Source organism: Marinitoga sp. 1154, assembly GCF_013363285.1.
In the GTDB taxonomy this organism is placed as follows: domain Bacteria; phylum Thermotogota; class Thermotogae; order Petrotogales; family Petrotogaceae; genus Marinitoga.
Genome location: NZ_LBFB01000010.1, coordinates 52,554 through 78,878, shown reverse-complemented (window position 1 = coordinate 78,878; position 26,325 = coordinate 52,554). Strand labels below are relative to the sequence as shown.

At 28.7% G+C, this 26,325-nt stretch carries 29 protein-coding genes and 1 tRNA gene; 5 read left to right on the top strand and 25 right to left on the bottom strand.

Translation table 11 applies throughout. The annotated features are described in order from the left end of the window. The 3 genes from XO12_RS06345 to XO12_RS06335 all read left to right on the top strand — a co-directional run. A partial coding sequence (locus XO12_RS06345) for an ATP-binding cassette domain-containing protein (RefSeq protein ID WP_175419920.1) occupies positions 1–473 on the top strand: 473 nt, incomplete at its 5' end. Between the two features lie 281 nt (positions 474–754). Beyond that, positions 755–940, top strand: a complete 186-nt coding sequence (locus XO12_RS06340; RefSeq protein WP_047265445.1) for a hypothetical protein — start codon at positions 755–757, stop codon at positions 938–940. A 105-nt stretch (positions 941–1,045) separates the two neighbouring features. Then, the gene (locus XO12_RS06335; protein WP_047265444.1) at positions 1,046–1,234 is read left to right on the top strand and encodes a hypothetical protein; all 189 of its coding nucleotides are present in this window, start codon (positions 1,046–1,048) and stop codon (positions 1,232–1,234) included. Between the two features lie 217 nt (positions 1,235–1,451). Here XO12_RS06335 and XO12_RS06330 read toward each other — a convergent pair. The 21 genes from XO12_RS06330 to XO12_RS06230 all read right to left on the bottom strand — a co-directional run bounded on the left by XO12_RS06330 (position 1,452) and on the right by XO12_RS06230 (position 16,834). Beyond that, positions 1,452–1,526, bottom strand: a tRNA-Asn gene (locus XO12_RS06330). 75 nt (positions 1,527–1,601) lie between these two features. Further along, the gene (locus XO12_RS06325) at positions 1,602–2,960 is read right to left on the bottom strand and encodes an N-acetylmuramoyl-L-alanine amidase (protein ID WP_175419919.1); all 1,359 of its coding nucleotides are present in this window, start codon (positions 2,958–2,960) and stop codon (positions 1,602–1,604) included. Between the two features lie 2 nt (positions 2,961–2,962). Then, the gene (locus XO12_RS06320) at positions 2,963–3,787 is read right to left on the bottom strand and encodes a M23 family metallopeptidase (protein WP_047265443.1); all 825 of its coding nucleotides are present in this window, start codon (positions 3,785–3,787) and stop codon (positions 2,963–2,965) included. Further along, positions 3,787–4,836, bottom strand: a complete 1,050-nt coding sequence (locus tag XO12_RS06315; RefSeq protein ID WP_175419918.1) for a chemotaxis response regulator protein-glutamate methylesterase — start codon at positions 4,834–4,836, stop codon at positions 3,787–3,789. The genes XO12_RS06320 and XO12_RS06315 overlap by 1 nt, the downstream gene beginning before the upstream one ends. Next, positions 4,826–5,269, bottom strand: a complete 444-nt coding sequence (locus tag XO12_RS06310; protein ID WP_047265441.1) for a diacylglycerol kinase family protein — start codon at positions 5,267–5,269, stop codon at positions 4,826–4,828. Before XO12_RS06310 ends, XO12_RS06315 begins: the two co-directional genes overlap by 11 nt. After that, positions 5,269–5,862, bottom strand: coding sequence for a 2-oxoacid:acceptor oxidoreductase family protein (locus XO12_RS06305; protein ID WP_047265440.1), 594 nt, complete (start codon positions 5,860–5,862; stop codon positions 5,269–5,271). Before XO12_RS06305 ends, XO12_RS06310 begins: the two co-directional genes overlap by 1 nt. After that, positions 5,859–6,686, bottom strand: a complete 828-nt coding sequence (locus XO12_RS06300; RefSeq protein WP_047265439.1) for a 2-oxoacid:ferredoxin oxidoreductase subunit beta — start codon at positions 6,684–6,686, stop codon at positions 5,859–5,861. The genes XO12_RS06305 and XO12_RS06300 overlap by 4 nt, the downstream gene beginning before the upstream one ends. A 15-nt stretch (positions 6,687–6,701) precedes the next feature. Then, positions 6,702–7,208: a cytidine/deoxycytidylate deaminase family protein gene (locus tag XO12_RS06295; RefSeq protein WP_175419923.1), complete on the bottom strand. Its 507-nt coding sequence runs from the start codon at positions 7,206–7,208 to the stop codon at positions 6,702–6,704. Then, complete coding sequence (gene hemW, locus XO12_RS06290; RefSeq protein WP_175419917.1) at positions 7,205–8,332, bottom strand: radical SAM family heme chaperone HemW; 1,128 nt, start codon at positions 8,330–8,332, stop codon at positions 7,205–7,207. The genes XO12_RS06295 and hemW overlap by 4 nt, the downstream gene beginning before the upstream one ends. Then, positions 8,322–9,167, bottom strand: a complete 846-nt coding sequence (locus tag XO12_RS06285; protein WP_047265437.1) for a hypothetical protein — start codon at positions 9,165–9,167, stop codon at positions 8,322–8,324. The genes hemW and XO12_RS06285 overlap by 11 nt, the downstream gene beginning before the upstream one ends. A 147-nt stretch (positions 9,168–9,314) precedes the next feature. Beyond that, positions 9,315–9,710, bottom strand: a complete 396-nt coding sequence (gene atpC / locus XO12_RS06280; RefSeq protein ID WP_175419916.1) for an ATP synthase F1 subunit epsilon — start codon at positions 9,708–9,710, stop codon at positions 9,315–9,317. Between the two features lie 14 nt (positions 9,711–9,724). Then, positions 9,725–11,134, bottom strand: coding sequence for a F0F1 ATP synthase subunit beta (atpD, locus tag XO12_RS06275; RefSeq protein WP_175419915.1), 1,410 nt, complete (start codon positions 11,132–11,134; stop codon positions 9,725–9,727). Between the two features lie 17 nt (positions 11,135–11,151). Further along, complete coding sequence (gene atpG / locus XO12_RS06270) at positions 11,152–11,988, bottom strand: ATP synthase F1 subunit gamma (RefSeq protein ID WP_047265434.1); 837 nt, start codon at positions 11,986–11,988, stop codon at positions 11,152–11,154. A 14-nt stretch (positions 11,989–12,002) separates the two neighbouring features. Next, positions 12,003–13,520 carry a F0F1 ATP synthase subunit alpha gene (atpA, locus tag XO12_RS06265; RefSeq protein WP_047265433.1) on the bottom strand — a complete coding sequence of 506 codons (1,518 nt, stop codon included), beginning with the start codon at positions 13,518–13,520 and terminating at the stop codon, positions 12,003–12,005. Between the two features lie 6 nt (positions 13,521–13,526). Then, positions 13,527–14,081 carry an ATP synthase F1 subunit delta gene (gene atpH, locus XO12_RS06260; RefSeq protein WP_047265432.1) on the bottom strand — a complete coding sequence of 185 codons (555 nt, stop codon included), beginning with the start codon at positions 14,079–14,081 and terminating at the stop codon, positions 13,527–13,529. Next, positions 14,078–14,569: a F0F1 ATP synthase subunit B gene (atpF, locus tag XO12_RS06255; protein ID WP_052913158.1), complete on the bottom strand. Its 492-nt coding sequence runs from the start codon at positions 14,567–14,569 to the stop codon at positions 14,078–14,080. Before atpF ends, atpH begins: the two co-directional genes overlap by 4 nt. A gap of 38 nt (positions 14,570–14,607) precedes the next feature. Continuing rightward, entirely contained in the window at positions 14,608–14,904 is a 297-nt protein-coding gene (locus XO12_RS06250; RefSeq protein ID WP_047265431.1) for a F0F1 ATP synthase subunit C, read from the bottom strand. A gap of 61 nt (positions 14,905–14,965) precedes the next feature. Then, a complete protein-coding gene (atpB, locus tag XO12_RS06245; RefSeq protein ID WP_047265430.1) occupies positions 14,966–15,790 on the bottom strand; it encodes a F0F1 ATP synthase subunit A in 825 nt (274 codons plus the stop codon). 15 nt (positions 15,791–15,805) lie between these two features. After that, positions 15,806–16,144 carry a hypothetical protein gene (locus XO12_RS06240; protein ID WP_047265429.1) on the bottom strand — a complete coding sequence of 113 codons (339 nt, stop codon included), beginning with the start codon at positions 16,142–16,144 and terminating at the stop codon, positions 15,806–15,808. Further along, on the bottom strand, positions 16,077–16,367 hold the full coding sequence (locus tag XO12_RS06235; protein WP_175419914.1) for a hypothetical protein: 291 nt from the start codon (positions 16,365–16,367) through the stop codon (positions 16,077–16,079). The genes XO12_RS06240 and XO12_RS06235 overlap by 68 nt, the downstream gene beginning before the upstream one ends. Next, positions 16,364–16,834, bottom strand: coding sequence for a chemotaxis protein CheX (locus XO12_RS06230; protein WP_047265428.1), 471 nt, complete (start codon positions 16,832–16,834; stop codon positions 16,364–16,366). The genes XO12_RS06235 and XO12_RS06230 overlap by 4 nt, the downstream gene beginning before the upstream one ends. Before the next feature lie 156 nt (positions 16,835–16,990). Between XO12_RS06230 and XO12_RS06225 the strand changes: the two genes are divergently transcribed. Both XO12_RS06225 and ribF read left to right on the top strand, forming a co-directional pair. Then, complete coding sequence (locus XO12_RS06225; protein WP_047265427.1) at positions 16,991–18,013, top strand: 6-phosphofructokinase; 1,023 nt, start codon at positions 16,991–16,993, stop codon at positions 18,011–18,013. Positions 18,014–18,042: 29 nt separating this feature from the next. After that, a complete protein-coding gene (ribF, locus tag XO12_RS06220) occupies positions 18,043–18,933 on the top strand; it encodes a riboflavin biosynthesis protein RibF (RefSeq protein ID WP_047265426.1) in 891 nt (296 codons plus the stop codon). 49 nt (positions 18,934–18,982) lie between these two features. Here ribF and fliD read toward each other — a convergent pair whose 3' ends face one another. From fliD to XO12_RS06200, 4 genes are all read right to left on the bottom strand, one after another. Continuing rightward, positions 18,983–20,848 carry a flagellar filament capping protein FliD gene (gene fliD, locus XO12_RS06215; RefSeq protein ID WP_175419913.1) on the bottom strand — a complete coding sequence of 622 codons (1,866 nt, stop codon included), beginning with the start codon at positions 20,846–20,848 and terminating at the stop codon, positions 18,983–18,985. A 15-nt stretch (positions 20,849–20,863) separates the two neighbouring features. Further along, on the bottom strand, positions 20,864–21,241 hold the full coding sequence (locus tag XO12_RS06210; RefSeq protein WP_052913155.1) for a flagellar protein FlaG: 378 nt from the start codon (positions 21,239–21,241) through the stop codon (positions 20,864–20,866). A gap of 75 nt (positions 21,242–21,316) precedes the next feature. Further along, positions 21,317–22,156, bottom strand: coding sequence for a PHP domain-containing protein (locus tag XO12_RS06205; RefSeq protein ID WP_047265424.1), 840 nt, complete (start codon positions 22,154–22,156; stop codon positions 21,317–21,319). Positions 22,157–22,158: 2 nt separating this feature from the next. Further along, positions 22,159–26,148: a diguanylate cyclase gene (locus XO12_RS06200; RefSeq protein ID WP_047265423.1), complete on the bottom strand. Its 3,990-nt coding sequence runs from the start codon at positions 26,146–26,148 to the stop codon at positions 22,159–22,161. Positions 26,149–26,325 lie beyond the last annotated feature (177 nt).

Genomic DNA, 26,325 nt, shown 5'->3' with positions numbered 1-26,325 from the left:
CAGCAAATGAACGGTCATTCTATTACCGATTAAGTTTAGAAGAGAATCTCAAATTTTTTGGGATGTTAAACAATATAACAGGAAAAGAATTAAAAAAGAAAGTGGAAAAAGGATTAAAAGAGATGGGGCTATACGAAAACAGAAAAATCAAATACATGGAAGCATCAACAGGAATGAAGAGGAGACTGAATTTAGCAAGGGCATTAATAAAAGAAGCGGAAATATATTTACTGGATGAACCAACAAATGGTGTAGATATAGAAACAAAGATAAAAATATACGAAATAATGGAAGAATTATCGCAAAAAGGAAAAACGATAATCTTAGCCAGTCATGAGGTAAGTGAAATAGAAAAGACAGACAGGATAATAGTGTTAAAAAAAGGAAAAGTAGTGGCAGACAAAAAAACAGAGGAAATACTCAAAAAAACAACAAAGGAAAATGAAGAAAGGTTATTGGAATTAATCAAATAGCATAAAACCAATTAATCATTAACATCAAATAATAGCAAGAATATAAAATTGCATCAATACATTAAATAAAAAATTAACCATAAAAATATATCAGATGATAAAATAATTATGTAAATTTATTAAATTTAAGAAAAGAAAAGTTGATTATAAATTTACCTAAAATTTACTTTATATTGTTGACTATTTTTTTGCTAAAATTATTGTGAATTGAATAAGTGAAAATAATAATTTTTAGTTGAATGTAACTTAATATAAAAATTATACATTTTAAAGGGGCATATATGATATTATACGATGTGGATAAATTAGAAATTGCAAAGACAATTCCTTTACCAGGAATAGATGCTTTTGTGGATACCGTTGCTTATAGAGATGGAAAATATACTTTATTGAATGATTATATATATTTTTTAGTTGGATTTCCAAGGGAAATATATATAGTCAAAGATAAAATGATTTTATTGTAAAATTATTTTCCATCTCCACTAACCATAACTGTAATGAATTTGAACACTGAAAAAATACTAATTAAAAATCAGGAAATTGATCAACATGAGTAAGGAGGAAAATAAATGAAAAAGTTACTTATATTATTTATTTTAGTTATTTCTATTAACATTTTTTCTATAACTTCCATAAACCCATTACTTTTTATTGAAGAAGGAAATTTAAAATTCGAATTTGTTGATAAAGCAAAATTTTCAATGAGTTATGGGGTTTTAAATTTCGTTGAAATAGGCGGTGGAATAGAGGAAGATTGATCTTACCCCAAAGCAGTGGACAGCCTAAGTTTAACTAAAAATGGCATTTTTATGATATACCAGCTTTTCTTTGAAAAGTGCATATTATACTCATGTGGTCAAATCAAAAAAGGTTAAAAGAAGGATGGGTAATAATATATTTAAATACAAACAATAAAACAAAAACGTCCAGTTATTATACTGGACGTTTTGTTAACCCCTAAGGGGATTTTGTTTATGGCTCCGGCGGAGGGATTCGAACCCCCAGCCTAGTGGTTAACAGCCACCCGCTCTACCGTTGAGCTACGCCGGAACAACTTCCGAGGTATATTATAACATAAGATATGATATAAATCAAGAAAATTTTTCGCAACTAATTTGTTAAAATTTACTTTACATTAAAATATTCCATAATTGATTCGGCTATTATTTTTGCAAATAAATCCACATATTTCCCTGAAATAAAGTTAACTTCTACAATTGGATTTGATAAAAATTCTAATTCAAATAACACAGCTGGACATTTTGTATATGCTAAAACAGCAAATTCAGCGGCATTTGTAGATCTAAATGGTATTTTATTTTTTTCTATATATTTCTTTAAAATCCCTGCCATTTTTTTACTTTCAGGTATAGAGTTTTTCTTTTCTATAACTCTTGATTGTATTATATCTTTATTATCATTCATATCAAGATTTTCTTTTCTTGCAATTTTTCTTGCATATTTGTCATCAGAAAAAGAAAAATAATAAACTTCCGATCCCCTGACACTTCTATTTTCAAGATATGAATTCAAATGAATACTTATAAAAAGATCTGCATGTAAATCATTTGCTATTTTTGCTCTATTATATAATTCTATAAATTTATCAGTATCACGGGTAAGATATACTCTTATATTTTTGTTTTTAAGTATTTCTTTTGTTTTTAATGCAACTTTTAATGCCATATCTTTTTCTTTTGTTCCAAGATATCCAAGTGCTCCCGGATCAAACGCTCCATGCCCTGGATCTATGACAACTACAGGTTTTGTAAAATCTTCTGTCATTTCTATATCCAGCATAATTCGACCATTTTCTTCCAGTTTTGTGTATTTTTTTGCTTCTGCTCCAAGTATTATAGTCACCCATATTTCTTTTTGCGAATGCTGCATAGCTTTAATTCTGCTTAAAAATTTATTATTGAATTCTTTTGAAAAGGAAACTTCGGGGATTTCAACTCCAAAAACTTTTATTAAATAGCCTGGAACAGCTGTTAATGGATATATCTCAAATCTTTCTGGTTTAGCTGAAAATTCCATTATAATCCTTAATCTATCCTGCATTAAAAAACCGTCTATACTTTTCAATTTTGCAAGTTTATAATTTAAGTAATATCCTTTAGAATTCTTAAAATATTCAAGATTAGCTATTTTGGCAAGAATGTCCAATTTTACAAAATATTTTTTATTAATATACATAAAATCTTCAGAATTAAGTGAAATACTTTCAGAAGAATTTATAATAGCAACTTCGGCTTTTGGAAAAACAACAGCAGACCACGTATCATCTAATTTTAATATAAACATATTTTCTGATGTTCCCATTATTGTATATCCAAGCTTTTCTAAATAAGAAATATTGAGAAAAATATTATTGTTTTTCTCAATATAATTATTATTATCCACTTTTTTCCATTGAAGATATAATTCTTTTGAAAAAAAGGATAATGTAATAAGTAAAAATATTGATATTAATAATTTTCTCATGTCTAATTACCACCCATATAATGTTTCTCTATTGATACATGAGCATATTTAAATCCTGGTAATAAACCCAATGGATCTACGGATTTATCCGCTAATGTTCTAACTTCAAAATGGACATGAGGGCCAGTGGATATTCCTGTTGAACCTACTCTTCCGATTAATTCACCTTTTTTAACGATTTCACCCACTGTAGCAAGTGCTTTTGACATATGTGCAAATATATAATAATGTTTCCCTGCTTTTATTTTTACGTATATTCCATACCCATTATCTTTTTTTACTTCAACAACCTTTCCACTAACTGCAGATAATATTGGCGCACTTTCGCTTAAAGCTATATCTATACCAGAATGAAACCTTTTTTCGTTATATATAGGGTGTATTCTCCAGCCATATAACGATGTGATCTCGCCCCATACAGGCCATGATACATCAACCTGCTTATTAAAGCTTAAACCAATGTATTCATATGGAATTTTTAATTTTTGGCCTATATAAAGAAGATCTGGATCTTTTATATTGTTATATTCAGCTATTAAACTTGCATCAGAAAAAAATATTTTTGCTATATAACTTAAATTGTCTCCTGATTTAACACGATATATCATTATAGCTTTTTCTGGTATTAATAAGTTTTCGCCAGGATATATATATTTCTTATATGCATAATCTGGATTATAATCAATAATAAGAGATAAAGGAATATTAAATTTATTTGCTATTTTTTCCAAAGAGTCACCACTTTTTATAGTATAAATAAATGTTTTTACTGAAAATAATACAAGGGGTAATAAAATCAATAATATTAAAATAAACCGATTTTTCATCATTTTCCTCCTAATAACTCAACTATTTTCTCTGCTATTTCATAATTTGGTAAAACAAAATCAGCATAATTTTCTTCTACAATTGCTTTAGGCATACCGTATACAACACACGTTTTTGGAGATTCTGCAATTATTTTCCCTCCATAATGTTTTATTTTAAATGCACCTTTTGCTCCATCTTTACCCATACCTGTTAAGACTGCTGCTACTATATTTGATTTATATATTTCGGCAGCTTTATCAAAAGTAAAATCAGCAGCAGGTCTTACATTATTTATTTTATCCGATGAATCCAGATATGTATATACTTTAGAGCCTTTTGATTTCAATCCCAAGTGATAGCTTCCAGGTGCAATATATACCGTATCAGGTTTTAATTCTTCATTATCTTCAGCCTCTTTTACTTTTAACTCTGAAACTTTATCTAGTCTATTTGCAAGAGATTTTGTAAATCCAGCAGGCATATGTTGCACAACCACCACAGGTACATTTATTCCTTTCGGAAGATTTGGAATTATAGTATCTAATGATCTTGGTCCACCTGTTGATGATGCAATTAATACAATTTTTTGTCCTCTTAGAAGGGAGGTTATTCTGGGTCTTTTTGCTTTGAATGTAGATCTTTTCGTTAATTTTGTTGGGTCTATCTTTGCAGCATTTCTTATTTTTATCAATAGATCATCCGCTACTGCTCTAAATGTCCATGAAACGCTTCCAGCTGGTTTTTGTATAAAATCTACTGCACCATTTCCCAGAGCTTCTATTGTTATTTCAGAATCTTTTGAGGTTAAACTGCTAACCATAATAATAGGGGTTGGATTTTTTTTCATTATTAATTTTACCGCTTCAAGCCCATTTAATTCAGGCATTTCAACATCCATTGTTATTACATCTGGTTTCAGCGTTATCGCTTTTTCTACTCCTTCGAGTCCGGTTTTTGCTATTCCAACAACTTTCATGTCTTTTTGTTTTTCAATTATGTCTTTTAATACCATTCTCATAAATCCAGAATCATCCACAATTAAAACTTTTATTACATTATCGGTCATTTTTTTCCCTCCCTTTAAACAAACTCCCAGTTATTATAAATACAATAAATGCTATGCCTATTATTATACCATATTTTGGGGGCCAATTAAAAATTTTACCACCGAATATGACAACTGCAATTACAATAGAAAAAGATGCTGCGATTAGTACCGCAGCAGCACCTAAATCCTTTATTAGTCCTACGATAGGATTGTAATGAGGATGTATCAAATCCATCATTTTTTCTATTAATGTGTTTATTGTTTCTAAAATTAAAACAAAAAATATAGCCAATGATATCCATAAAATTTGACTTTCATTTAGGTTGAGTATAAAAGATAATGTAAAGGCTATTAAAGCGAAAAAAGTTTGAATTTTAAAATTTCTTTGAGTTTTAAAAACTTCAAATAAGCCTTTAATTGCAAAAGAAATACTTTTTGAAAATTTTCTCATTAAAATCCTCTTCCATTTTTATCATTTATTTTTATTTCATATTTTTTGTTGCTATATTCATAACCAATCTTTAGAGCTTTTTCATCTAATTCATAAAATTTTGGATTTACCCGTTTTTTCATAATTTTAATTAATGTTTCTAATTTAACAATTTCACAATTTTTAGCAATTGCACCAAGTCCTATCATATTTGCTACATTTGTATTCCCAAGTTCTTCGTATGCAAGTTTTGATGCGGGAATGGCAACTATTTTCTTTGTAATTCTTGATACAGTTTGAGGGAGTGATTTTATATATGAACTATCATAAAAAATTATTCCATTGTTTTTTATCATAGTTAAATGTGGAAATGCTATATCATTCATTATATATAATATATCAAATGTTTCTGCTTTTGGATAATCAATAACTTCATCTGAGTATAACACATCACAAAAAGATAAGCCTCCTCTAACCTGAGCTCCATAATGTTGGGATTGAACTACCCAATATCCTTCATTAACAAGAGATTCTGCTAAAATAAGACCCATAAGTATATTTCCCTGACCGCCCATTCCGCTAATTCTGATACTTCTTGGTTCTTTTATGTTCATTTCACAACACCACCTAATTTTTCAGATAGTTCTTCATATAAATCAAGATAGGTTTTTTTGTCTTTGTTATTATAAAATTCACCTATAACAATTTTACTTTCAAGTTCTTCACTGCTCATATTTTTTGCTTTATTTAACATTATAGTATTTTTCTTAAAATAGTCCATAAATTGAGAAGGTTTACTCATTCCGTTATATCTTCCATAATATGTATGACAATTTGAAACTATTTCTACAACAGACATACCTTTATGTTTTATGGCATTTTCTATATATTTTACACTCTGGGTATAATGATATACTGTACTTCTTGCTACATAAGTTGCACCTGAAGATATTGCCATTTGAACAGGATCAAATGTACTTTCAATATTACCATATGGGGCCGTGGAAGCCATAGAATCATAAGGTGTGGTAGGTGAATATTGTCCGCCAGTCATTCCATAAATTGTATTATTAAAAAGTATTACTGTTAAATCCATATTTCTTCTACAGGCATGGATAAAGTGGTTTCCACCAATAGCCAGCATATCTCCATCTCCACCCATAACTACAACTTCTAAATCAGGCCTGGCTAATTTAACCCCTGTTGCAAAGGGTATTGCTCTTCCATGCAAAGTATGTAATGTATTAAAATCAAGGTATCCTGTAACCCTTGATGAACATCCAATACCAGATACGACAGCAACTTTATTTTTATCTAAATTCAAATTTCCGGCTGCTTCAATGAAAGATTTCATAACAATTCCATTTCCGCAACCAGGGCACCATACATTTGGCAGTCTATCCTTTCTTAAATAAGGGAAATACTTTTCATTAGGCATAATGCACCTCCAAGGCTATTTTTTCATCATCTTAAATTCTACACCAGTTTGTTTAAAGAATAACTTAGTTAATGCATCAGGATAATTACCACCATATATCACTTTTTTTATCCCAGCATTAATTATTAATCTTGCACAAATAGAACATGGTTGGTGTGTTACATATATATAAGCTCCATCAGTAGAAATTCCGAATTTTGCAGCCTGCATTAATGCATTTTGTTCTGCATGAAGTCCGTAGCAAATCTCTTGATACTCTCCACTTTTTATTTTTAAATCATCTCTTATACAATTTATTTCATTACAATGAGGAAACCCTGATGGAGGTTGATTATATCCAGTCGCCAGTATTCTTTTATTTTTTACTATTACTGCACCAACTTTCCGATGTGCACATGAAGACCTTTCACTAACAAGAAAGGCTATTTTCATAAAATATTCATCCCAATCTTCGGAATTAGATTTTTTGTCAAATTTTTTGTTCAATAAATCTGCTATATATTCCTCCACTTTTTCTTTCATATCCATTCTATATTTTCCCTCACTTCAAGAATTTTTTCAAATACCATTTTAGATAAATCCTGGCCTTTTTTTGACAATCTAATTCTGTTATCCACTTTAATTAAGTCTGAAACCATTTGAATAAGTTTTTTGAAAAATTTTTCATATAATTTCCCATATTTTGTTTTTAATTTTTTCACTTTAATTCCATCTATTAATCTTAAACCCATGAATAATTCTTCCGTTAATTCTTCTAATAAGGTGTTTTCATTATAATATTCATATGGTATCTTATTTTCATTAAGATATTTAAAATACTTTTTTAATTCTGATGTTTTGGTATATCTTATATTATTCACATGTCCTCCTGCAGAAATTCCATAACCATAGTAATTTTCATTATTCCAATATATTAAATTGTGATTACATTCGAATCCTTTTTTTGACCAATTAGATATTTCATATCTTTTATATCCCATTCTGTCTAATTCTTCTATTATTAAGTCAAAACCATCTTCAATAAATTCATATTCTGGTAATTTCATTTTACCTTTGTCCAATAAGCTTTTTAATGGCGTAGGATGATTATCATCAAATATATAATAAGAAACATGTTGAGGTTGTAGTTTTTCTATTAATTCTAAATTTTTTTTTAAAATATTCATATTATCACCAGGTAATCCAAGAATAAAATCAAAATTGATATTAAAAAAAAATTTTCTGGCTAGATTAAATTTTTTTTCTATTATTTCATTGTTATATTGTCTATTCATAGCTCTTAAAATATTATTATCAAATGTTTGGATACCCATACTTAATCTGTTTATTCCAAGCATTTTGTAATTATATAATTTTTTTTCTGTTAATGTTTCAGGATTTGATTCTATCGTTATTTCGAAAGCATTGGTAATATTTAATTTTTTAAAAATATTTTCTATATATTTAATATCAACATAAGATGGGGTTCCGCCACCTAAAAAAACTGTTTTTATTTTTCCATCATATTTATTCAATTCTATATCTTTCATTAAATAATTAAAGTATTTTTGCTGTATATTAATATTTGTCGTTGAAGGGTAATCGCAATATAGACATTTACTTTTACAAAATGGTATATGTATGTATATCCCGATTTCAGAATTCAAAGAAAAAACTCCCTCCGTCTTTTGTAAATATTAAACTAAATGTGTTATTCATATCCAGTCTTGAAAAAAATACGATAAAATTCGATTTTTCTTTCATTTTTAATTGCATGCCAAAATAATAATCGCTTTTATTTATTTTTATAGGTGTTTGAAAATTTAAAAAAGGTGAAATTTCATCTTTATATAAAATACCATATGAATAATATCCTGATAAATATCTATTTTCAAAAATACCAATAGGAATTGAAAAAGAGTATCCTAATTCAGATATACCTATTATAAAGGGTAATGTAAAATATCTCTGTAATTGAAATGAATAATTTGATATATAATACTCATTATAATCCGTTGAAAAGATGGAACTTTTTATTATTGTAGGTATTAATATTTTATTTAAAGCTATACCTCTTTTTTCACTCCCACTTTTAAATACAGAAGTATATGAATATGAAAAATTTTTAGAAATCAAATCATTTTTATATTTTTTTATTGTTGTCGATAAAATAAAGGAGTTATTGTTTAAATCATATCCAATATCCAGGTCAAAAACTCTTTCGCCAGTTTTTAGTTTCACTTTCTTAAAAAAAATCTGTTGAGTTTTGTAAAATGTTATTTCGTCATTATAATTGATTCCTAATTTTGGGAATACATTAAAATTATTCATGGATATCCACAAGCCAATTTTAGATTCTTCTGATATATTCCATAAATTTTTAGAAATATATACATTCGTATTATTTATACTGATTGTATTTAAATTGAAAAAATAATTGTTAATTGAAAAAATACTTAAAGATAATAGCAATAATAATGCAGTAAATAGTTTTTTAAGCATAACTACACCTCCAATGAAAGTATTTTATTTAATTATAACATATTAATTTTAAAAAAACAGAAAATGATTATGGATTATTTAATTATATGTTTATTCCAATTCATTTATAATATTAATAGACTGTAAAAAAATAAGGCGCAAAGCGCCTTATTTTTTTACTATCGATATTCTTACCATATTTTTTTCAATTTCTGCCTGAACTTTAGCCTTTTCAGCTGTATTTTCTATTTGAGATAATTTAGCTTTTGCAGATTCAATAGCTTTCATGGTAGTTTCTACGTCTATTTCTTCAGGTCTTTCTGCAGCGGTTGTAAGTATTATCATTTCTTTTCCATCCATTTCGATTATTCCACCATGAATTGCAAATAATTCTTCTTTATCATCTTCTGTTTTTATTTTTAACGGTGAAACTTTGAGTTTTGCAACTATGGGAAGTCGGTTTGTTAAAACTCCCATTCCACCTTCAACTGTTGTGAATTCGGCATATTTTGCTTTTATTTCAGCTTTTATTCCTCTGGGGGTTACTATTTTTAGATTAAACATTTTTTACCCCCTCCTTAGACTTTTATTCCCATTTTCTTTGCCTTTTCTATTGCCTGTTCTATTGTACCAATCATATAAAATGCCTGTTCAGGAATATGGTCGTATTTTCCTTCTAATATTTCTTTGAACCCTTTTACTGTATTTTCGACTTTTACGTATTGACCGCTAATTCCAGAGAATTTTTCCGCAACAAAAAATGGTTGTGTAAGGAATCTCTGAATTTTTCTTGCTCTTTGAACTGTTAATTTATCCTCTTCTGATAATTCTTCTATACCAAGAATTGCAATTATATCCTGTAAGTCTTTATATCTCTGTAATACCTGTTGAACTCCCCTGGCAACTTTGTAATGTTCTTCCCCTAGAACAGAAGGATCCAGTACTTTTGATGTTGAATCTAATGGATCAACAGCTGGATATAACCCGAGTTCAGCGATTTGCCTTGAAAGAACAATAGTTGCTTCAAGGTGTGAAAATGTTGTTGCCGGAGCCGGGTCTGTAATATCATCAGCTGGAACATAAACTGCTTGAACTGATGTAATAGAACCATCTTTTGTTGAAGTTATTCTTTCCTGTAATTGACCAACATCTGTTGCTAATGTTGGCTGATATCCAACAGCAGATGGCATACGCCCTAAAAGAGCTGAAACTTCTGAACCAGCCTGAACAAATCTGAATATATTATCTATAAATAATAATACGTCTTTTTTCTGAACATCTCTGAAATATTCTGCCATTGTTAATGCTGTTAATGCTATTCTGAATCTTGCTCCCGGCGGTTCATTCATCTGTCCAAATACAAGAGCTGTATTTGGTAAAACACCTGATTCCTGCATTTCCAACCATAGGTCATTTCCTTCTCTTGTCCTTTCACCAACACCGGCAAATAATGATAGCCCTTTATGCTCAATTGCAATATTTCTTATAAGTTCCATAACAAGAACGGTTTTACCAACACCAGCACCACCAAAGAATCCTATTTTACCTCCTTTTGGGAATGGGGCTAATAAATCTATAACTTTTATACCCGTTTCCAGTATTTCGATATCTGTAGATTGCTCCTTAATTGTTGGAGGCTCTCTATGTATTGACCAGTACTCTTTAGCTTCAACATCACCTCTTTCGTCAATGGGGTCACCCAAAAGGTTAAACATTCTTCCAAGGGTTACATCACCAACAGGGACCTTAATAGGAGCTCCAGTATCTACAACATCAAGTCCTCTTTTTAATCCATCGGTTGAATCAAGAGCAACACATCTTACTGTATTATCACCGATTAACTGCTCAACTTCCAATACCAATTTTTTATCTGTATATGGATTAATTACTTCAAGAGCATTATAGACTTCCGGTAATTTGCCTGTTTCAAATTTAACATCCACAACGGGGCCTATTATACTTACTAATTTTCCAACATTTTTTTCCACTTATTACACCCCCAATATTATTCTTCCTGCAATGCCTGAGCGCCATTTACTATTTCTATTAATTCCTGGGTTATAGAAGCTTGCCTTGCTTTGTTATATGCAAGGGTGAGCTTTTCAATTAAATTTTTTGCATTATCAGTAGCATTACGCATTGCATTTTTTCTAGCATATAATTCACTTATTTTGTTTTCATATATAATTAAATACATTTTGGACAATAAGTATAAATAAGCAGCTTCTTCAAATAATTCTTTTGAATCAGGTTCATATTCGAATCTTGGATCCATTGAACCTTCAAAATTTATAGGTAATAACTCAACAACTTCCGGTTTTTGAATTAAAGCATTTTTAAATGCACCATAAACGACCTTTACTTTACCTATATTTTTATCTTCTATAATATCGATAATATCGTCCAGTATATATTCAGCATCTTCCTGCTTTGGTACATCATATAATTTAGTTCTTGAAAGCAATAAATTTCCTGTTTGTTTTAGCTCTATTTCACCTTTTGAACCAATATTATAAAAACCTATAAAATCATCTGTTTTATTAGCTAAATCATTTGCAACTTTTGTAAGTTCCATTGGAAAAGCTCCACATAATCCCATATCTGGTGTAATAACTACAATCAAAGTTCCTTCTTTTTTTGAAGTGTATATGCTATCTTCTACTGGAGCAATTTTTTTCATTATTTTTTCAGAATAATGCGCATAATCTTTCAATGAAGAAATTTCTTTGACAACTTTATTAGCTTTCGCAGCAGCAACCATTTCCATGGCTTTGGTTATTTTCATTGTGGATTGTGTTGAGGCTCTACGCTGTTTTAATATCCTAAGTTTTCCTCGACTCATGAGTTGTCACCACCCTAAGCCTGAAAAGCTGATTTGAAATCATCTATAGCTTTTCTAAGCTCTTTATCCAGTTCTTCATCTATAACTTTTTTGGTTTTTATAGACTCTAATATTGAAGGTTTATTTGATTTTAAATATTGTAAGAATTCTTTTTCAAATTTATTTATGCTTAATGTTGGGATATCATCAAGATATCCATTAACACCAGCAAATACAACAGCAACCTGTTCTTCAACTTCCATAGGAACATATTGTCCCTGTTTTAATAATTCAGATAGTTTTTCTCCTCTGATTAATTGTTTTCTGGTTGATTCATCCAATTCTGTTGCAAATTGTGCAAAAGCTTCCAATTCTCTGTATTGAGCTAAGTCTAACCTTAAACTACCTGCAACCTGTTTCATAGCTTTTATTTGAGCAGCACCACCAACCCTTGAAACAGATAAACCTACATTAACAGCAGGTCTTTGTCCGGCGTAAAATAATGATGGTTCTAAATAAATCTGACCATCTGTTATAGAAATAACATTTGTTGGAATATAAGCTGAAACATCATTTGCCTGTGTTTCTATTATAGGTAATGCGGTTAATGAGCCACCACCATAACTTTCGTTTAATCTGGCAGCCCTTTCTAATAATCTTGAATGTAAATAAAACACATCTCCAGGATATGCTTCACGTCCTGGTGGCCTTCTTAATAATAGCGATAATTCCCTATAAGCTGCAGCATGTTTTGAAAGATCATCATATACAACCAGTGCATCTTTTCCGTTGAACATGAAATATTCACCCATTGCCGCACCAGCGTAAGGCGCTAAGTATAACAATGATGCTGGATCGCTTGCACTAGCAGCAACAATTATTGTATATTCCATAGCACCATATTCTTCTAATTTAGCTACAGTTCTTGCAATAGAAGAAGCTTTTTGACCTATCGCAACATATATACAATTAACCCCTTTACCCTTTTGGTTAATTATTGTGTCTATAGCAATTGCTGTTTTACCTGTTTGTCTATCTCCAATGATCAATTCCCTTTGTCCTCGGCCAATTGGAATCATTGTATCAATAGCCTTTAGACCGGTTTGTAAAGGTGTATCAACAGGTTTTCTTAAAACTACACCAGGAGCTTTATATTCTATAGGTCTTGTATGTTTAGTGTTTATTGGACCTTTTCCATCTAAAGGCTCGCCTAACGGGTTAACAACTCTTCCCAATAGTTCTTCGCCTGCAGGGACCTGAGCAATTTTGCCTGTTCTAACTACTTTATTTCCTTCTTTGATAAGTTTATAATCACCTAAAATGATTATACCAACATTATCTTCTTCAAGATTTAATGCCATCCCACTTACTATTTCTCCGGTATCGGTGTGAACTTCAACCAATTCACTTGCCATAACATCCTTTAAACCATATGCCCTGGCAATGCCGTCACCAACCTGCATTATCCATCCAACTTCTTTTATTTCACCTGATTCATAAGCTTTGATGCGTTCCTCTATGACTTTTTCAAGTTCATCAGGATTTATTCTCAAAACAAATCACCCCCGCTTGGAAGCGTACTCGCGTCCGATTTTTTCCAGAATACCTTTTATTGAATAATCAAATATTTTATCTTCTAACTGTAGTTGAATACCACCAATTAAATCTTCGTTTAATTTTGTATTTAAAATAACATTTCTTCCTGTTTTTTGATGTATTATATTTTTTAATTCGCTTATCATATCTGCGTTGATATTATAAGGTATAGTTATATCAACTTTTACCAATTTCTTTAATTCATTATTTTTTTGTTCTAATAATGTATATATTATGGGTATCATTAATTGCCTATTTTTATATACAAGAACTTTGATATATCTATTAAAATTCTTATCATCAATATCTGCAACTTTTACTATTTGCATAACAATATAATCCTTTGGTAATAAAGGATTTCCTATTAAATCATAGAAAAGAGAATCATTATTAATTTTATCTACAACATTTTTTAATGCTTTAACGTATTTGTCGAGTTTATTCAGTTTATTTTCTTTTGAAAGGAACTCTATAAATGCCTCAACATATCGAGTTGCGAGTGAAATAGAAAATTTCATAATTTTTCACCCTTACTTAAAGCTTCAAATGCTCTTTTTACTATTTCTTCATTTGCTTTTTCATCGATGTTTTTCTTTAAAATCATTGAAGCTATAGCTATTGATAATGATACTACTTTATTTTGTATATCTTTATAAGCTTCTTCCTTTATTTCCTGAGCTTCCTTTTCAGCAGCAGAAATTATTCTATTTTTTTCGGCTAAAGCATCTTCTTTTGCAGTAGAAATTATACTTTTGGCTAAATCTTCAGCTTCTTTTATTATACTCTCTTTTTTGTTTCTTACTTTTTCTAATTCTAAATTAGCCTGATTTAATTTCTCTTCAGCCTCTTTACGTAATTTTTCTGATTGGTTTAATTCACTTTCCACCAGTTGTCTTCTTTTTTCAGCTATTTCAAAGAAAGGTTTATAAAGCATAACCCATAAAAAATATGCCAATACTGTGAAGCCTATTAAATTCACTATTGATGTAAAATTAAAATCTAACATATATTACACCCCCTTTTATGGGGATTTTTACCCCGAAATTATGGTAATACTATTAACATCAATAATGCAATAACAAGAGAATATAAACCTGTAGATTCAGTAACAGCCATAGCAAGTAACATACGAGTCGTCAATGAACCAGCCATTTCTGGTTGTCTTGCCATAGCGTCCATAGCATGACCACCAACAGTACCTTCACCAATACCAGGACCAATAGCGCCTATACCCATAGCCAAACCGGCACCAATAAATTTACCGAGATAATATAAACCAGTACCTAATGCAGCTTCATTACCAGAATTTACTATTTCCTGTGCAACCTGTTCAATAGCCATTCTAATCAACCTCCTTAAAAATTTTAAATTTTAATAAATAAACCAGATTATTTTTTAAGATTTATTCTTCAAGTAATGAACCCATATATGCTATAGCCAGAAGAGAAAAAACAAACGCCTGTATTAATCCTACAAATATGCCAAAAAATCCCCATAAAAATATAGGCAGTACAAAATATTTCAACATATAACTTATAATTAAAACCAATATTCCTCCACCGAAAATATTTCCGAAAAGCCTCAAAGAATGCGAGACAGGTTTAGCCAGTTCTCCAATTATATTTAAAGGTAATAACAAAGGTGTTGGATCAATAAACATTTTTAACCATTTGGTAAATCCTTTTGATGATATGGCAAATATATGACTTATAACAAGAACCATAACAGCAAAGGTAGCGTTTGTATTTAAATCTGAAGTCGGTGTATACCAGGTATCAGTAAATAATCCAATTTTTAATGTGTTTTCAATGGGCGTAACATTTATTCCAGGCATTCCTGAAATTAAATTAGCAATTAATATGAATAGAAATAATGTTGTTGAAATAACATATATTGGTTTTCTATACTTTTTATTAGGAACAGCATCTTCAACTAATTCCCAGAAATATTCCAATAAAGCTTCTACCAATGCCTGCTTTTTACCAGGGATTAGTTCGAATTTCACTCTAGATGCAAACAATATTAATATAAGTATAATTACTACTGACATAATGACTGTCATGGGGTTAATGGTGTTTAAAAATGATGGATTTTCACCAAAAGAATATGTCCATCTCAAGCCAACACCCTCTAAATTAGCTGAAGGAAAAAATATAAAATTGATAAGTCCAGCTATAATATAAATAAAAAATAAAATCTTTAAAGTTTTTTTCTGTTTTTGAGTCATCATTATTCCTCCCCATTATTTTGGTGAAATAAATGCTGCAAATTTCATATTCATAAGACCTAAAAATGCTAAAAACAACCCGTCTTTTGAAATTAATCCTGCAACAAGCAAGATTATACCAAAAAAAGCGTATCTAATCATATAACCTTTTGTAATTTTGTGTTTTGGTTTGGTTAATAATGTATTAATTTCCTCGGTTATCATTAAAATTCCAGCTATTGCTCCAAAACTGCCGATAAAAATTAAGAAAGTATTTAATTTAAAAAAATATATTAATATCAAAAACTCAATTATCGAAAGAATTATTATTTTTATTATTATCTCTTTTGCTTTTGCTTTTAGTTCTGAATTCATTATCCTGTTTTTTTGCCTCCTTTAGCAATTCAATAATGCCATTATATAATCCCGAAATCACTCCTAAAAACAAAAAAAGCACTTTCCACAAATCATTTTGTGTAAATGATGATAAGATTGAACCGATTATGAATCCTATAAATATATTGGCAAGTACAGCTAAAGCAAAGAAGAGTATTAGATTTAAATTTGCAAACACTTTGATATCAAATTTTTGTTTCATATCGAGCTTTTTAATACTACAAAAAATTCTTCTGAGAATTTATTATCAATATTCATAGGAAATTTTAATGATATACCATCTTTTATAAAAATGATATTATTTCCATGCATTATTGAAGGTGGAGTGATATTTATTTTATATCCCAATTTTTCTAAATTTACTGCAATTGCACCTGAAATCATATTTCCCAATTCGCCAAGTGCGCTTAAACTCATTTCATCTAATTTTTCAACGGGCATTCCCATCATCATTTGAGAAACAATAACTTTAGCTGATTCTATTGATAATCCCATGTGAATGTTGCCGTCTAAATCTCCAATGAATCCTATAGTAACAACAACTTCGTATGACCTATTATCCCCTTTGTCGACAACAGGTTTTTGAATTACTATATCCATATTATTTGTTGCCATTTTAAATGTTCTTGAAAAAGCTTCAAGAATCGAGTTTATTACTTTAGCATTCATACTAAGTCCTCCTTTAATTATTTCATAAAATATTATACTATAATTTTAACTAAATTACAACATTATAATAATTTTCGCAATTGGGAAATTTCTGGTATAATAATATATGCTTGTAATTAACTATAGTCATATTATTTATTTTGGGGAGGGAGCAAAATGAGAGTTGGTATATTAACTGGTGGTGGGGATTGTCCAGGATTGAATGCTGTTATAAGAGGAATTGTTCATGCAGCTGGTGAAGGGTTTGAAACGTATGGTATATTAAATGGATGGAAAGGTATGTTAACAGGAGAAATGATTAAATTGGATAATGATGATGTTGAAGGAATTCATATATTAGGAGGAACGATTTTAGGAACAGCAAGAGTAAATCCTTTTAAAGAAGAAGAAAGCAGAGAATTGCTTGAAAAGAATTTTAAAGAAATGCACTTAGATGCTTTAATATCTATTGGCGGAGATGATACTTTATCAGTAGCTGCAAAGTTGTCAAGTTTAGGATATCCTGTTGTAGGAGTTCCAAAAACAATAGATAATGATGTTTCAAATACAGATTATACATTTGGTTTTCATACTGCTGTTAATGTCGGGGCTGATGCTATTGATAGATTGCATTCTACTGCAAAATCACATCAGAGAGTTATGATTGTTGAGTTGATGGGTAGAGAAGCAGGATGGATAACTATTGAAGCTGGAATGGCGGCTGGGGCTCATTTGATTTTGATACCAGAGTTTCCAATGACCATAGATGAGATTATTAATTACATAAATAAGAGAATGGAGAAAAAGAAATATATGATTATAGCTATTGCAGAAGGATTTAAACCAACTGAATTGGAACAGGTTGTTGCAGATAAATCTACAATTGATGCATTTGGGCATATTAGACTAGGGGGAATAGCCCATTATTTAGCAGAAATAGTTGAACAAAGAACAGGTTATGAAACGAGATCTGTGGTATTAGGTCATCTTTTAAGAGGTGGAACACCTACGGCTTTTGATAGAATTTTAGGGACAAGATATGGAGTTGAAGCTATGAATCTCATAAAAAATAGAGACTTTGGAAGGATGGTTGCTTTAAAAGGAAATCAAATAGTATCTATCCCTCTTGAATATGGGGTAGCGACAAAAAAATTAGTACCTTTTGAATATTATAAATTGGCACAATTATTTTTTGATTAATAAAAATTATATAGAGGTGAGTTTTAATAATGAATTATGCAGTAGCTATAGGTACATTTGATGGCGTTCACAAAGGTCATCAGGTTATTATAAAAAAAACGTTGGAAATTGCACAAAGGAATAATTTAATACCAAAAGCTTATATTATGAAATATCCGGCAATTAGGTATTTTGGAGAATTTAGTGGTGTAATTTTGCCTTCATATAAGCGTCAGGAGTTGCTTGAGAAGATGGGGTTTGAAACAGAAGTTTTTGATCTGTTAGATGTTATTCATATTACGCATGGTGAATATCTGGATTTTTTGTTACATAATGGAATGAAGGCTATTGTTTGTGGTGAAGATTTTACATTTGGGAAAGATAAAAAGGGAAATGTTTCTTATTTGTTATCTGAACAACATAAAAAGAATTTTTTGGTAGAAGTTTTAAAAGATATTAAAACCTCAGAAACAAGGATAAGTTCAACGTTTATTCGACGAACATTGATTAATGGGAAGATTGAAGAAACTAATAATTTATTGGGAAGAAATTGGAGTGTTGAAGGACCAGTATATGAAGACAGACATATTGGATTTAGTTTAGGGTTTCCTACAGCGAATATAGATATACGTTATAAAGAGGAAGTTATATATCCAAAATATGGTGTGTATCTGGTAAAAGGTGGAGTGAAAAACACAAATCGTAAATTTTATGGACTTATGAGTGTTGGATTAAGACCAACATTTAATGAAAACATAAAAAAGCCTAAGGTTGAAATTTATTTTTTGGATTATTTTGGTGATCTCTATAATAAAATTATAGAGGTTGAAGTATTGCATTTTCTTAGGGAAGAAAGAAAATTTAATAGCAAACAGGAGCTTATAAATCAGATGATAAAAGATGAAGATAATGCAAGAAGAATAATTAATAAATTAAGGTAGGCAATTGCCTACCTTAATTTATTAATTATTTATTTATTTAATTATTTATTTATTTCATAAATGCACTTGTAATCCATGACCCCTGTGCTTGCATTTGAGATACAGATTGTTCCATTGCGGAGAATTTTTGCCAGTAATAAGCTTCTTTTCTTTGAAGCTGATCGATTAATGAAGTCATTCTTTTTGCAATATCTCTCATTTCAAGCCCTATTGTCCCGGTAGTACCGGATATTTGATCTATTGTACCTCCAAATTTTGTAGTATCCCATATGTAATCTTTGAATTTAATAGCGATACCTTTATTATTATCATCTTCATATGCGAATAATTTCCACACTTCTTCAGCGTTATTTTGAATAGCTGATTTAAGTTTATCTTCATTAATTTGGAGTATTCCTTTCATGGTGTTTTCATATGTTCCTCCAGCATCTCCTGAATTTATTCCAATTTCGTATAATGAACTATATTTGGCATTTACGTTAGAAGACCATGAAATAACCCCATAAGCCATATTTCTTAATGAATCAAATATATTCTGTAAATTGTCATCACCTTTTAAAACACCTTTTAATTTATCATCTTCAGACAATGTTTCACCTTTCTCTGGCTTTACCGACTCTTCATTTAGTTTTTCATAAATATAACCTATAACTTCATTATATTTGTCTACAAATTCTTTAATTTTATCATAAGTAGCATCGGCATCTTGAGTAACCTGAACATCTATCCAATTTGAGGAAATTGATTTCAAATTCAATGTGACATTATTGTATTCTACAGTATTTCCCCATGTGGTTTTGGTTAAATCAGCAGTGCCATCACCATCCAGGTCTATTTCAACATTTGCAGCGGTACCAGGAATAATAGTACCCATATAATTTCCGCTGGTATCAATCCAGGATAAATCGTCTAATACATTTGTCTTATTTGCACCTGTTGAATCGCCATCTTCAATTGTTATTGATTGAGGACCCCCTTCTTTATTTCGTATCATCAATTTATCTTCATTTTCATCATACCATGCTATAACATCAGCATTTGATGCGTTTATCCTTGCAATTAAATCGCCTAATGTATCTGTAGAGCTTACTGTTATTTCTGTTCCGTTAATTCTTATGATCCCCGAAGTAACATCTGAACTTATGTCGGATAATATTTTTGAGGTATTTACTGCTCCAGCATGAACGGTGCTTTCTATATATCCTGCTGTTGCTCCTCCAGGTACAAAATCAGAACCTTCGAGATTAAAAACTTCTGTAAAATTACTTGTATCAGATGAATCACCTAACAATATGCTTGAAACAGACCCTTCCTGGCCGGCTTTTTCTTCAATTCTTAATTTTCCATTGTTAAGTGAAGCGGTAAAATATGTTGAATTTGCGTCTATTTGATTTATTATGTCTCCTATAGTATCTGTACCAGAAAAGTTTATTGTGACACTTTCCATTATATTTCCAGAGGAATCAAGAGCCTTTAATGTAAATGAACCTGCAACTGGAGTTGTTCTTCCGTTTAACTGGTAGTATTGTGTTGTTAAGTCAGGTATGTTTCCTAATGTATTTGTAGGTGTAAATGATGTAGATGAAGACAAAGAATTAATTTTAACTTTAAAATTTGTATTGCTTGATGATGTTGATGCAGTGGCTGATAAAACATTTTCATCACTTACCTGAACACTTTTTGGAATAAGATTACTTTTTAATTTAAATGTAGTAAGAAAGTCCCAAAAATCACTAAGTTTGGAATCAACCTCTTTCCATGCTTTTTGTTGTAGTTGTAATTTTTCAAAATCATTTTGTAATCTTTCCAATGGTTTTCTCTCAACTGACATTAATTGATCTATTATAGATGAGGTGTCCAAACCACTTGCTATCCCACCAAATTGGAAAGAACCCAGATAGCTGTTCTCACTCATTATTAATCACCTCCGTTACGCACGTTCATCTAAGAAAATTCCTTCTAATTTATCAAGCATTTCTGCCATCTTTACTGCTGTTTCCGGAGGAATTTGTCTTATTACTTTTTTTGAATCTTTATCTACAATCTTAACTATAATCATGTTCACATCATCATTTACTTCAAATTTTACCTCACCTTTAAATATTTCTTTTAATTTGTTCAGTTTTTCTTCAATAGTTTTTGAAAGTTTTTTAATATTTATATTGGATAAATCACGAACATTTTTTTGAACATTTAAAGTATTTCTTCTTTCATCTTGGTTATTATCCTTTTTCGGAAATTCAATATCTTTTGTAAGCGAATCTATAAAACTGGAAAAATCACTGTTTATTCTATTCATTTCTCCCATAATTACACCCCCATAGGAATCCTTTCCTGATTATAAATTTCCTAATTATATTATCGGATATAATGAAAGAAAAGTTTAGCTTTTTTTATAATAATTTGTAACAAAATAATTAATAGTATCCTGTATAACAAAATTTTCAATATAAAGCCCTAATGAAACAAAGGGTTTATTTGAGCCATGAAAATCACTTCCTGCCGTAACTAATAAACCATTTTTTCTGGCCAATTCAATTAAAAAGTTTGTATAATGAGGATCACTTGAGTAATGAAAACATTCAATTCCGTCGAGTCCATAATCTTTTAATTCAATGATTAGAGATTCTAATTGAATGTTTGATAATCTTAATTTTTTTGGATGTGCAAGCACAGCAAAACCACCAGCTTTTTTAATGGCTTTAATGGTCTTTTTGGGTGAAAATTTAAATCTTTCAATATAACATTTCTTTCCTCTGGTTAAATATGTTTCTATAATTTGACTCACAGAGGTTCCATATCCCTTTTTTAAAAGAATTCTAGCAATATGAGGTCTCCCAATTGTATATAGCGATACACCTTCAAGATCTTCGATATCAATTCTAAAACCTTCTTTTTTTAATAATTCTATCATTAATCTGTTTCTTTCAATTCTTTTATTATAAATTGTTTTAAGTATTGAGTTTAAATAATCGTCATTTATATCTATATTATATCCGAGTATATCCATTAATGTTGGGAATTCAGCATTTATTTCAACGCCAGGTATATATTTTAAATTAGTTTTTTTTGCAAAATAAATAGCTTCTTTTTGTCCTTCAATTGTATCATGATCTGTAATGGAAAATATTTTTATTCCAAGATTACTTGCTTTTTTTATAAGCTGTTTTGGAGATAGTGTTCCATCTGAAAATGTGCTATGACAATGTAAATCAATTAGCATAATTAGACTCCTCTCATAACCTCTACTCTATTTTTGCCGCTATTTTTTGCTTTATATAAAGCGTCATCAGCATTTTTTATTATATTTTTTAATTTAGGTTCTTTAATAGTAGTGGTAATTGATGAAACCCCTATACTACATGTGATGTTTAGTTTGGTTTTTTCTAATAAATCAGTATTTATATCTTTTATAAGTCTTTTTGCAATCAATTCAGCATCATTAATATTGGTATTTGGTAAAATAATTAAAAATTCTTCTCCACCGTATCGGCAAACCATATCAAATTCTCTTAAATTTTTCTTTAAAGAATTTACCAATTCGGTTAATACCTCATCACCTTTTTGATGTCCATATTTGTCATTGATTTTTTTAAAATCATCTATATCAATTAAAATAACCGAAAAATCAAATTTATATCTCTCATATAGTCCATATAATTCTTTTAATTTATTTTCCATATATCTTCTTGTATATGCAGAAGTTAAAGGATCAACGATGCTGTGTTCGTAATGAGTAATCTTATCTAGAATTGAATATAGAACATCTTCAATGATGATTATATTATCCAGTATATCAGCAGCTTCTTTCTGAGAAAGTTCAATATTTGTATTTGATAGATAAATATGATATTTGTAATCTTTATAATCTGAAATATATGATAATCTTAAAGGTTTTGTGTTAAATTGATCTTTTTTTAATTCGTTTTCACTTTTAAAATTAAAGTTATATTCCACTTCATAATCATTGGTTATTATACGTATTAATATTTCATTTATAGGATATTTGTCTCTTAAATATTCTCCTATTTTATCGACCAGATATTTTGGAGAATCCGACTTTAATAAATCTATAATCAAATTGTTTATTTTTTCATATGAATGAATCTTTGAAATTAAATTATTATAATGATACCTTTCTATTTTAGAGTTCAAAGAATAGATTTCTTCATAAGTAAATGTTGGAATTTTAAAATGGTTGATTAAATAGGAATTAATCTCTTCAAATTTGTTTTTCATCATTAAATCATCATAAATTTTTTGAGCTTTTCTTAAATATTTTAATGATTTGAATTTTTCATTTTTTACGTTGTAAAATAATCCTAACCCTTCATATAACATGGCTAGAGACAGTTTTTTATCCTTGAATTCTGTGATTAAGTCTAATACCCATTTTTCAAATTCGCTGTTAAATGAATAACGGGCTAATTTTTTAGCAGTTATACTAACCATTTCTTCTTTTAAATATATTAAAGGATTATTTTTGAAAAATAGCCATGAATTATAAATGAGATTTTCATTTTTTTCGAACATAAGGTTGTATAAATTTTGAAAAAATTCATTTTTAGAAATTATGTCTTTATATTTTTTATTGCTTAACAATGTCTTATTTTTATCAAAAAAGGCTTTTAAAACAAAAATATTATTTTTTATATGTTTTAAGCTTGTTGATAAGAATTTTTTATTTTTTATATAGTTTTCTATTTTTCTCATATTGCTATTCAGGTTTGAATAATCTTTAGCATATAGAAAATAATAATTTTTTATATCATTAGCTAAAATATAACTGTTATAATCTTTATTTATTTTTGAATAATTTTCTGCGCGGTTTATCAATTCAAAAAATTCTTTTATATCTCCTTTATACAATTTATTATTTGCAATATTAATAAGGATTCTATTGTATGTATGATAATCCCCTATTTCCTTGGATATTTCCAGAACCTTTTTATTATAATATTCTGATAAATTTGAATTTAGACCTTCATACAATATAGCTATATTTACATATACTATTTGTGTTAATCGTTTATAATTTGTTTCTAAAGATATTGTCAAAGCTTCATTATAATATTTTAAAGATAATTCAGGCAAATCAGTTTCAGTCTTTATTCCGAGCATATTTAAAATCATACCTTTAATTGTTTTAAATCCTGGTAAATGTGTATATTGTGAAAAAATTTCTTCAAATTTAAGGTAATAATTATAAAAATCTTCTTTTTCAAGAGATGAAAAATTTAAATTTAAATAAAAATATATGAAAAGAGATTTTTTGTAATCAGATGTTTTTTTATCGTTTATCCATTGAAGAAGAAGTTCGCTTAATTTTTTTTCATCAGAGAATTTTAAAAATAAATAGGCAATATAATTATAAATTTTACTTTTGCTGATTTTTTCAATATATTGTTTCATGTCTTCGCTATATTCATTAAAAAAATATTTTTTAGAAAGATATATAGCAATTGCAGAAAAAGGAATATTTTCTGTCATGTTTTTTATTTCATTAAATCCATAATCTATAAAACTTAAATTTTGCCATTTAAATAAAGATTTTTTCATTTCTTTTATAATTAAAGCAATAGCACTTTTTACTTTATTTGCGTTTTTTAAATGAAATATCTTTTTTTTGAGCAATGTGTTTTTTTTAGATAAGTATATATGTATTTTTTCTTTTTCATTTTGTTCTAAAGTTTCATGAAATAAATTTTGATATATTAAATTAAAAAATCTATATTCATCATTTTCTTTTAATAATATATCTTTTTCAAGAGCATATAATATTGATTTATCAAAAGACATGTGGAAAAAATTTTCCAGATGTTCAATATCTTTTTGATTGAATCTAAATCCTAAAGTTGATAAAATTTTTAAATCTTTTTTTATATTTTTTGGTATTTTGGAAACTTTTTCTATTGCCAGATCTATTATTTCTTTATTTTTAATTTTTTCTGGATAAAATATGTATTCACCATTTTTAAATTCAATTATTTTAAGGGTATATAAATCTTTAACTATCTGAAAAATATTTCCTGGATATCCATCAGAAAGTTTATATATAATATCAATTATTTCCGGATATTTATTTAAAAAATCTGTTGACAGGATTATTTTTAATAATATTCTGGTTTTTTTTCTATCAAAAGGCTTTAATTCGATATATTCAGTATTTTCAAATTTTACTTTTGGTGGAATATGTGATAACAATATAAAAGAAAATGGAAAATCAAAACTTTTATTTATTAATTCTTCGATAAAATTTTTAAATTTAATGTCAATATCCTGGTAGTCATCCACTATTATTATTAATTTGAAGTTTTTTTCTTTCTGCTTAAAGTTTTCTATAAGATTTAAAAAGTAAAAAATATTCATATTTTCAGGTATTTTTAATCCAGGAAATATATCTTTTATATTTCGAGCATTGATAACAGTGTAATTTAATTCCTTAAATTTGAAATTCATAAATTTAATTAAACGAGTTTTTCCAATTCGTTGATTTCCGTAAATAAATATATGTTTTTTTCCCAGAGCTCTCAAAATTTTTCTTCTCTCAAGTTCTCTATCTATAAAATGGGGTATTTTTATTCTTTCAAATTGTTTTTTATGTTTAAAGAAATTCAATAATAATGTATATAAATCATGAACACATTCAAAGGGTTCTTTTTCTATTACATCTAAAAATTTTTCAATTTTTGTATTTTTAACATTCATTAAATTATACAATTTTTTTGCTAAAATTTTTAATACATCTATAACACCATTTTCATCGTTCTTTTCATTGATGATAATCTTTGGACTTTCTTTAGGGATAAAAATAGAAGGTATTAAAGTAATATTATCTGTTTCATCGATATAAATATCCTCAATATAAATATATGGAATGATAAAGTTCATTGAATGTGTCAGTCTATCGACGATATCATAAATTCTGTATAAAACATTATAATAAATTTCCTCACTTATTTTTATTTCAGTAATAGGAACTTCATTCCAATATTCTGTATAAATATAGTATTTTTCATTATTATACTCAATTTTTTCCGGTAAAATCAAGCCGAATTCATTTAAAGATTCTAAAGCTTTTGATACATTTAAATATGAATCATAATTAAATAGAAGCCTTTCCGTGATTCTTACACGGAAAGTTTTGTTATTTATTATTTTCAAATAATCCTTTCCAAATAATGTTTCTCTCAAGAAAACATTAAAATTTTCCAATATAATCGCTCCCAATAGATAGCACACCTGCGGTGTGCTATATGCAAAGAATTTATTTTAACAAAAATCAAAAACTTTTAAATAATTACTTTGTAATTATTTAACCTGCAGGGTTACACGCTGCCGCGGGTATAGGTTTAAATATTTTTTATTATAAAAAATCAAAAACTTTTAAAT

Coding starts and splice junctions, on each gene's coding strand:
- XO12_RS06340 (WP_047265445.1), top strand. CDS start 755: ATGATATTATACGATGTGGATAAATTAGAAATTGCAAAGACAATTCCT.
- XO12_RS06325 (WP_175419919.1), bottom strand. CDS start 2,960: ATGAGAAAATTATTAATATCAATATTTTTACTTATTACATTATCCTTT.
- XO12_RS06285 (WP_047265437.1), bottom strand. CDS start 9,167: ATGCTTAAAAAACTATTTACTGCATTATTATTGCTATTATCTTTAAGT.
- XO12_RS06305 (WP_047265440.1), bottom strand. CDS start 5,862: ATGAACATAAAAGAACCAAGAAGTATCAGAATTAGCGGAATGGGCGGT.
- atpG (WP_047265434.1), bottom strand. CDS start 11,988: ATGAGTCGAGGAAAACTTAGGATATTAAAACAGCGTAGAGCCTCAACA.
- XO12_RS06230 (WP_047265428.1), bottom strand. CDS start 16,834: ATGAATGCTAAAGTAATAAACTCGATTCTTGAAGCTTTTTCAAGAACA.
- XO12_RS06320 (WP_047265443.1), bottom strand. CDS start 3,787: ATGAAAAATCGGTTTATTTTAATATTATTGATTTTATTACCCCTTGTA.
- XO12_RS06240 (WP_047265429.1), bottom strand. CDS start 16,144: ATGAATTCAGAACTAAAAGCAAAAGCAAAAGAGATAATAATAAAAATA.
- XO12_RS06225 (WP_047265427.1), top strand. CDS start 16,991: ATGAGAGTTGGTATATTAACTGGTGGTGGGGATTGTCCAGGATTGAAT.
- XO12_RS06300 (WP_047265439.1), bottom strand. CDS start 6,686: ATGCCTAATGAAAAGTATTTCCCTTATTTAAGAAAGGATAGACTGCCA.
- XO12_RS06235 (WP_175419914.1), bottom strand. CDS start 16,367: ATGAAACAAAAATTTGATATCAAAGTGTTTGCAAATTTAAATCTAATA.
- fliD (WP_175419913.1), bottom strand. CDS start 20,848: ATGAGTGAGAACAGCTATCTGGGTTCTTTCCAATTTGGTGGGATAGCA.
- ribF (WP_047265426.1), top strand. CDS start 18,043: ATGAATTATGCAGTAGCTATAGGTACATTTGATGGCGTTCACAAAGGT.
- atpH (WP_047265432.1), bottom strand. CDS start 14,081: ATGAAATTTTCTATTTCACTCGCAACTCGATATGTTGAGGCATTTATA.
- XO12_RS06250 (WP_047265431.1), bottom strand. CDS start 14,904: ATGGCTATTGAACAGGTTGCACAGGAAATAGTAAATTCTGGTAATGAA.
- XO12_RS06310 (WP_047265441.1), bottom strand. CDS start 5,269: ATGAGAAAATTTTCAAAAAGTATTTCTTTTGCAATTAAAGGCTTATTT.
- atpC (WP_175419916.1), bottom strand. CDS start 9,710: ATGTTTAATCTAAAAATAGTAACCCCCAGAGGAATAAAAGCTGAAATA.
- atpB (WP_047265430.1), bottom strand. CDS start 15,790: ATGACTCAAAAACAGAAAAAAACTTTAAAGATTTTATTTTTTATTTAT.
- atpF (WP_052913158.1), bottom strand. CDS start 14,569: ATGTTAGATTTTAATTTTACATCAATAGTGAATTTAATAGGCTTCACA.
- XO12_RS06295 (WP_175419923.1), bottom strand. CDS start 7,208: ATGAAAGAAAAAGTGGAGGAATATATAGCAGATTTATTGAACAAAAAA.
- XO12_RS06315 (WP_175419918.1), bottom strand. CDS start 4,836: ATGACCGATAATGTAATAAAAGTTTTAATTGTGGATGATTCTGGATTT.
- XO12_RS06335 (WP_047265444.1), top strand. CDS start 1,046: ATGAAAAAGTTACTTATATTATTTATTTTAGTTATTTCTATTAACATT.
- XO12_RS06210 (WP_052913155.1), bottom strand. CDS start 21,241: ATGGGAGAAATGAATAGAATAAACAGTGATTTTTCCAGTTTTATAGAT.
- XO12_RS06205 (WP_047265424.1), bottom strand. CDS start 22,156: ATGCTAATTGATTTACATTGTCATAGCACATTTTCAGATGGAACACTA.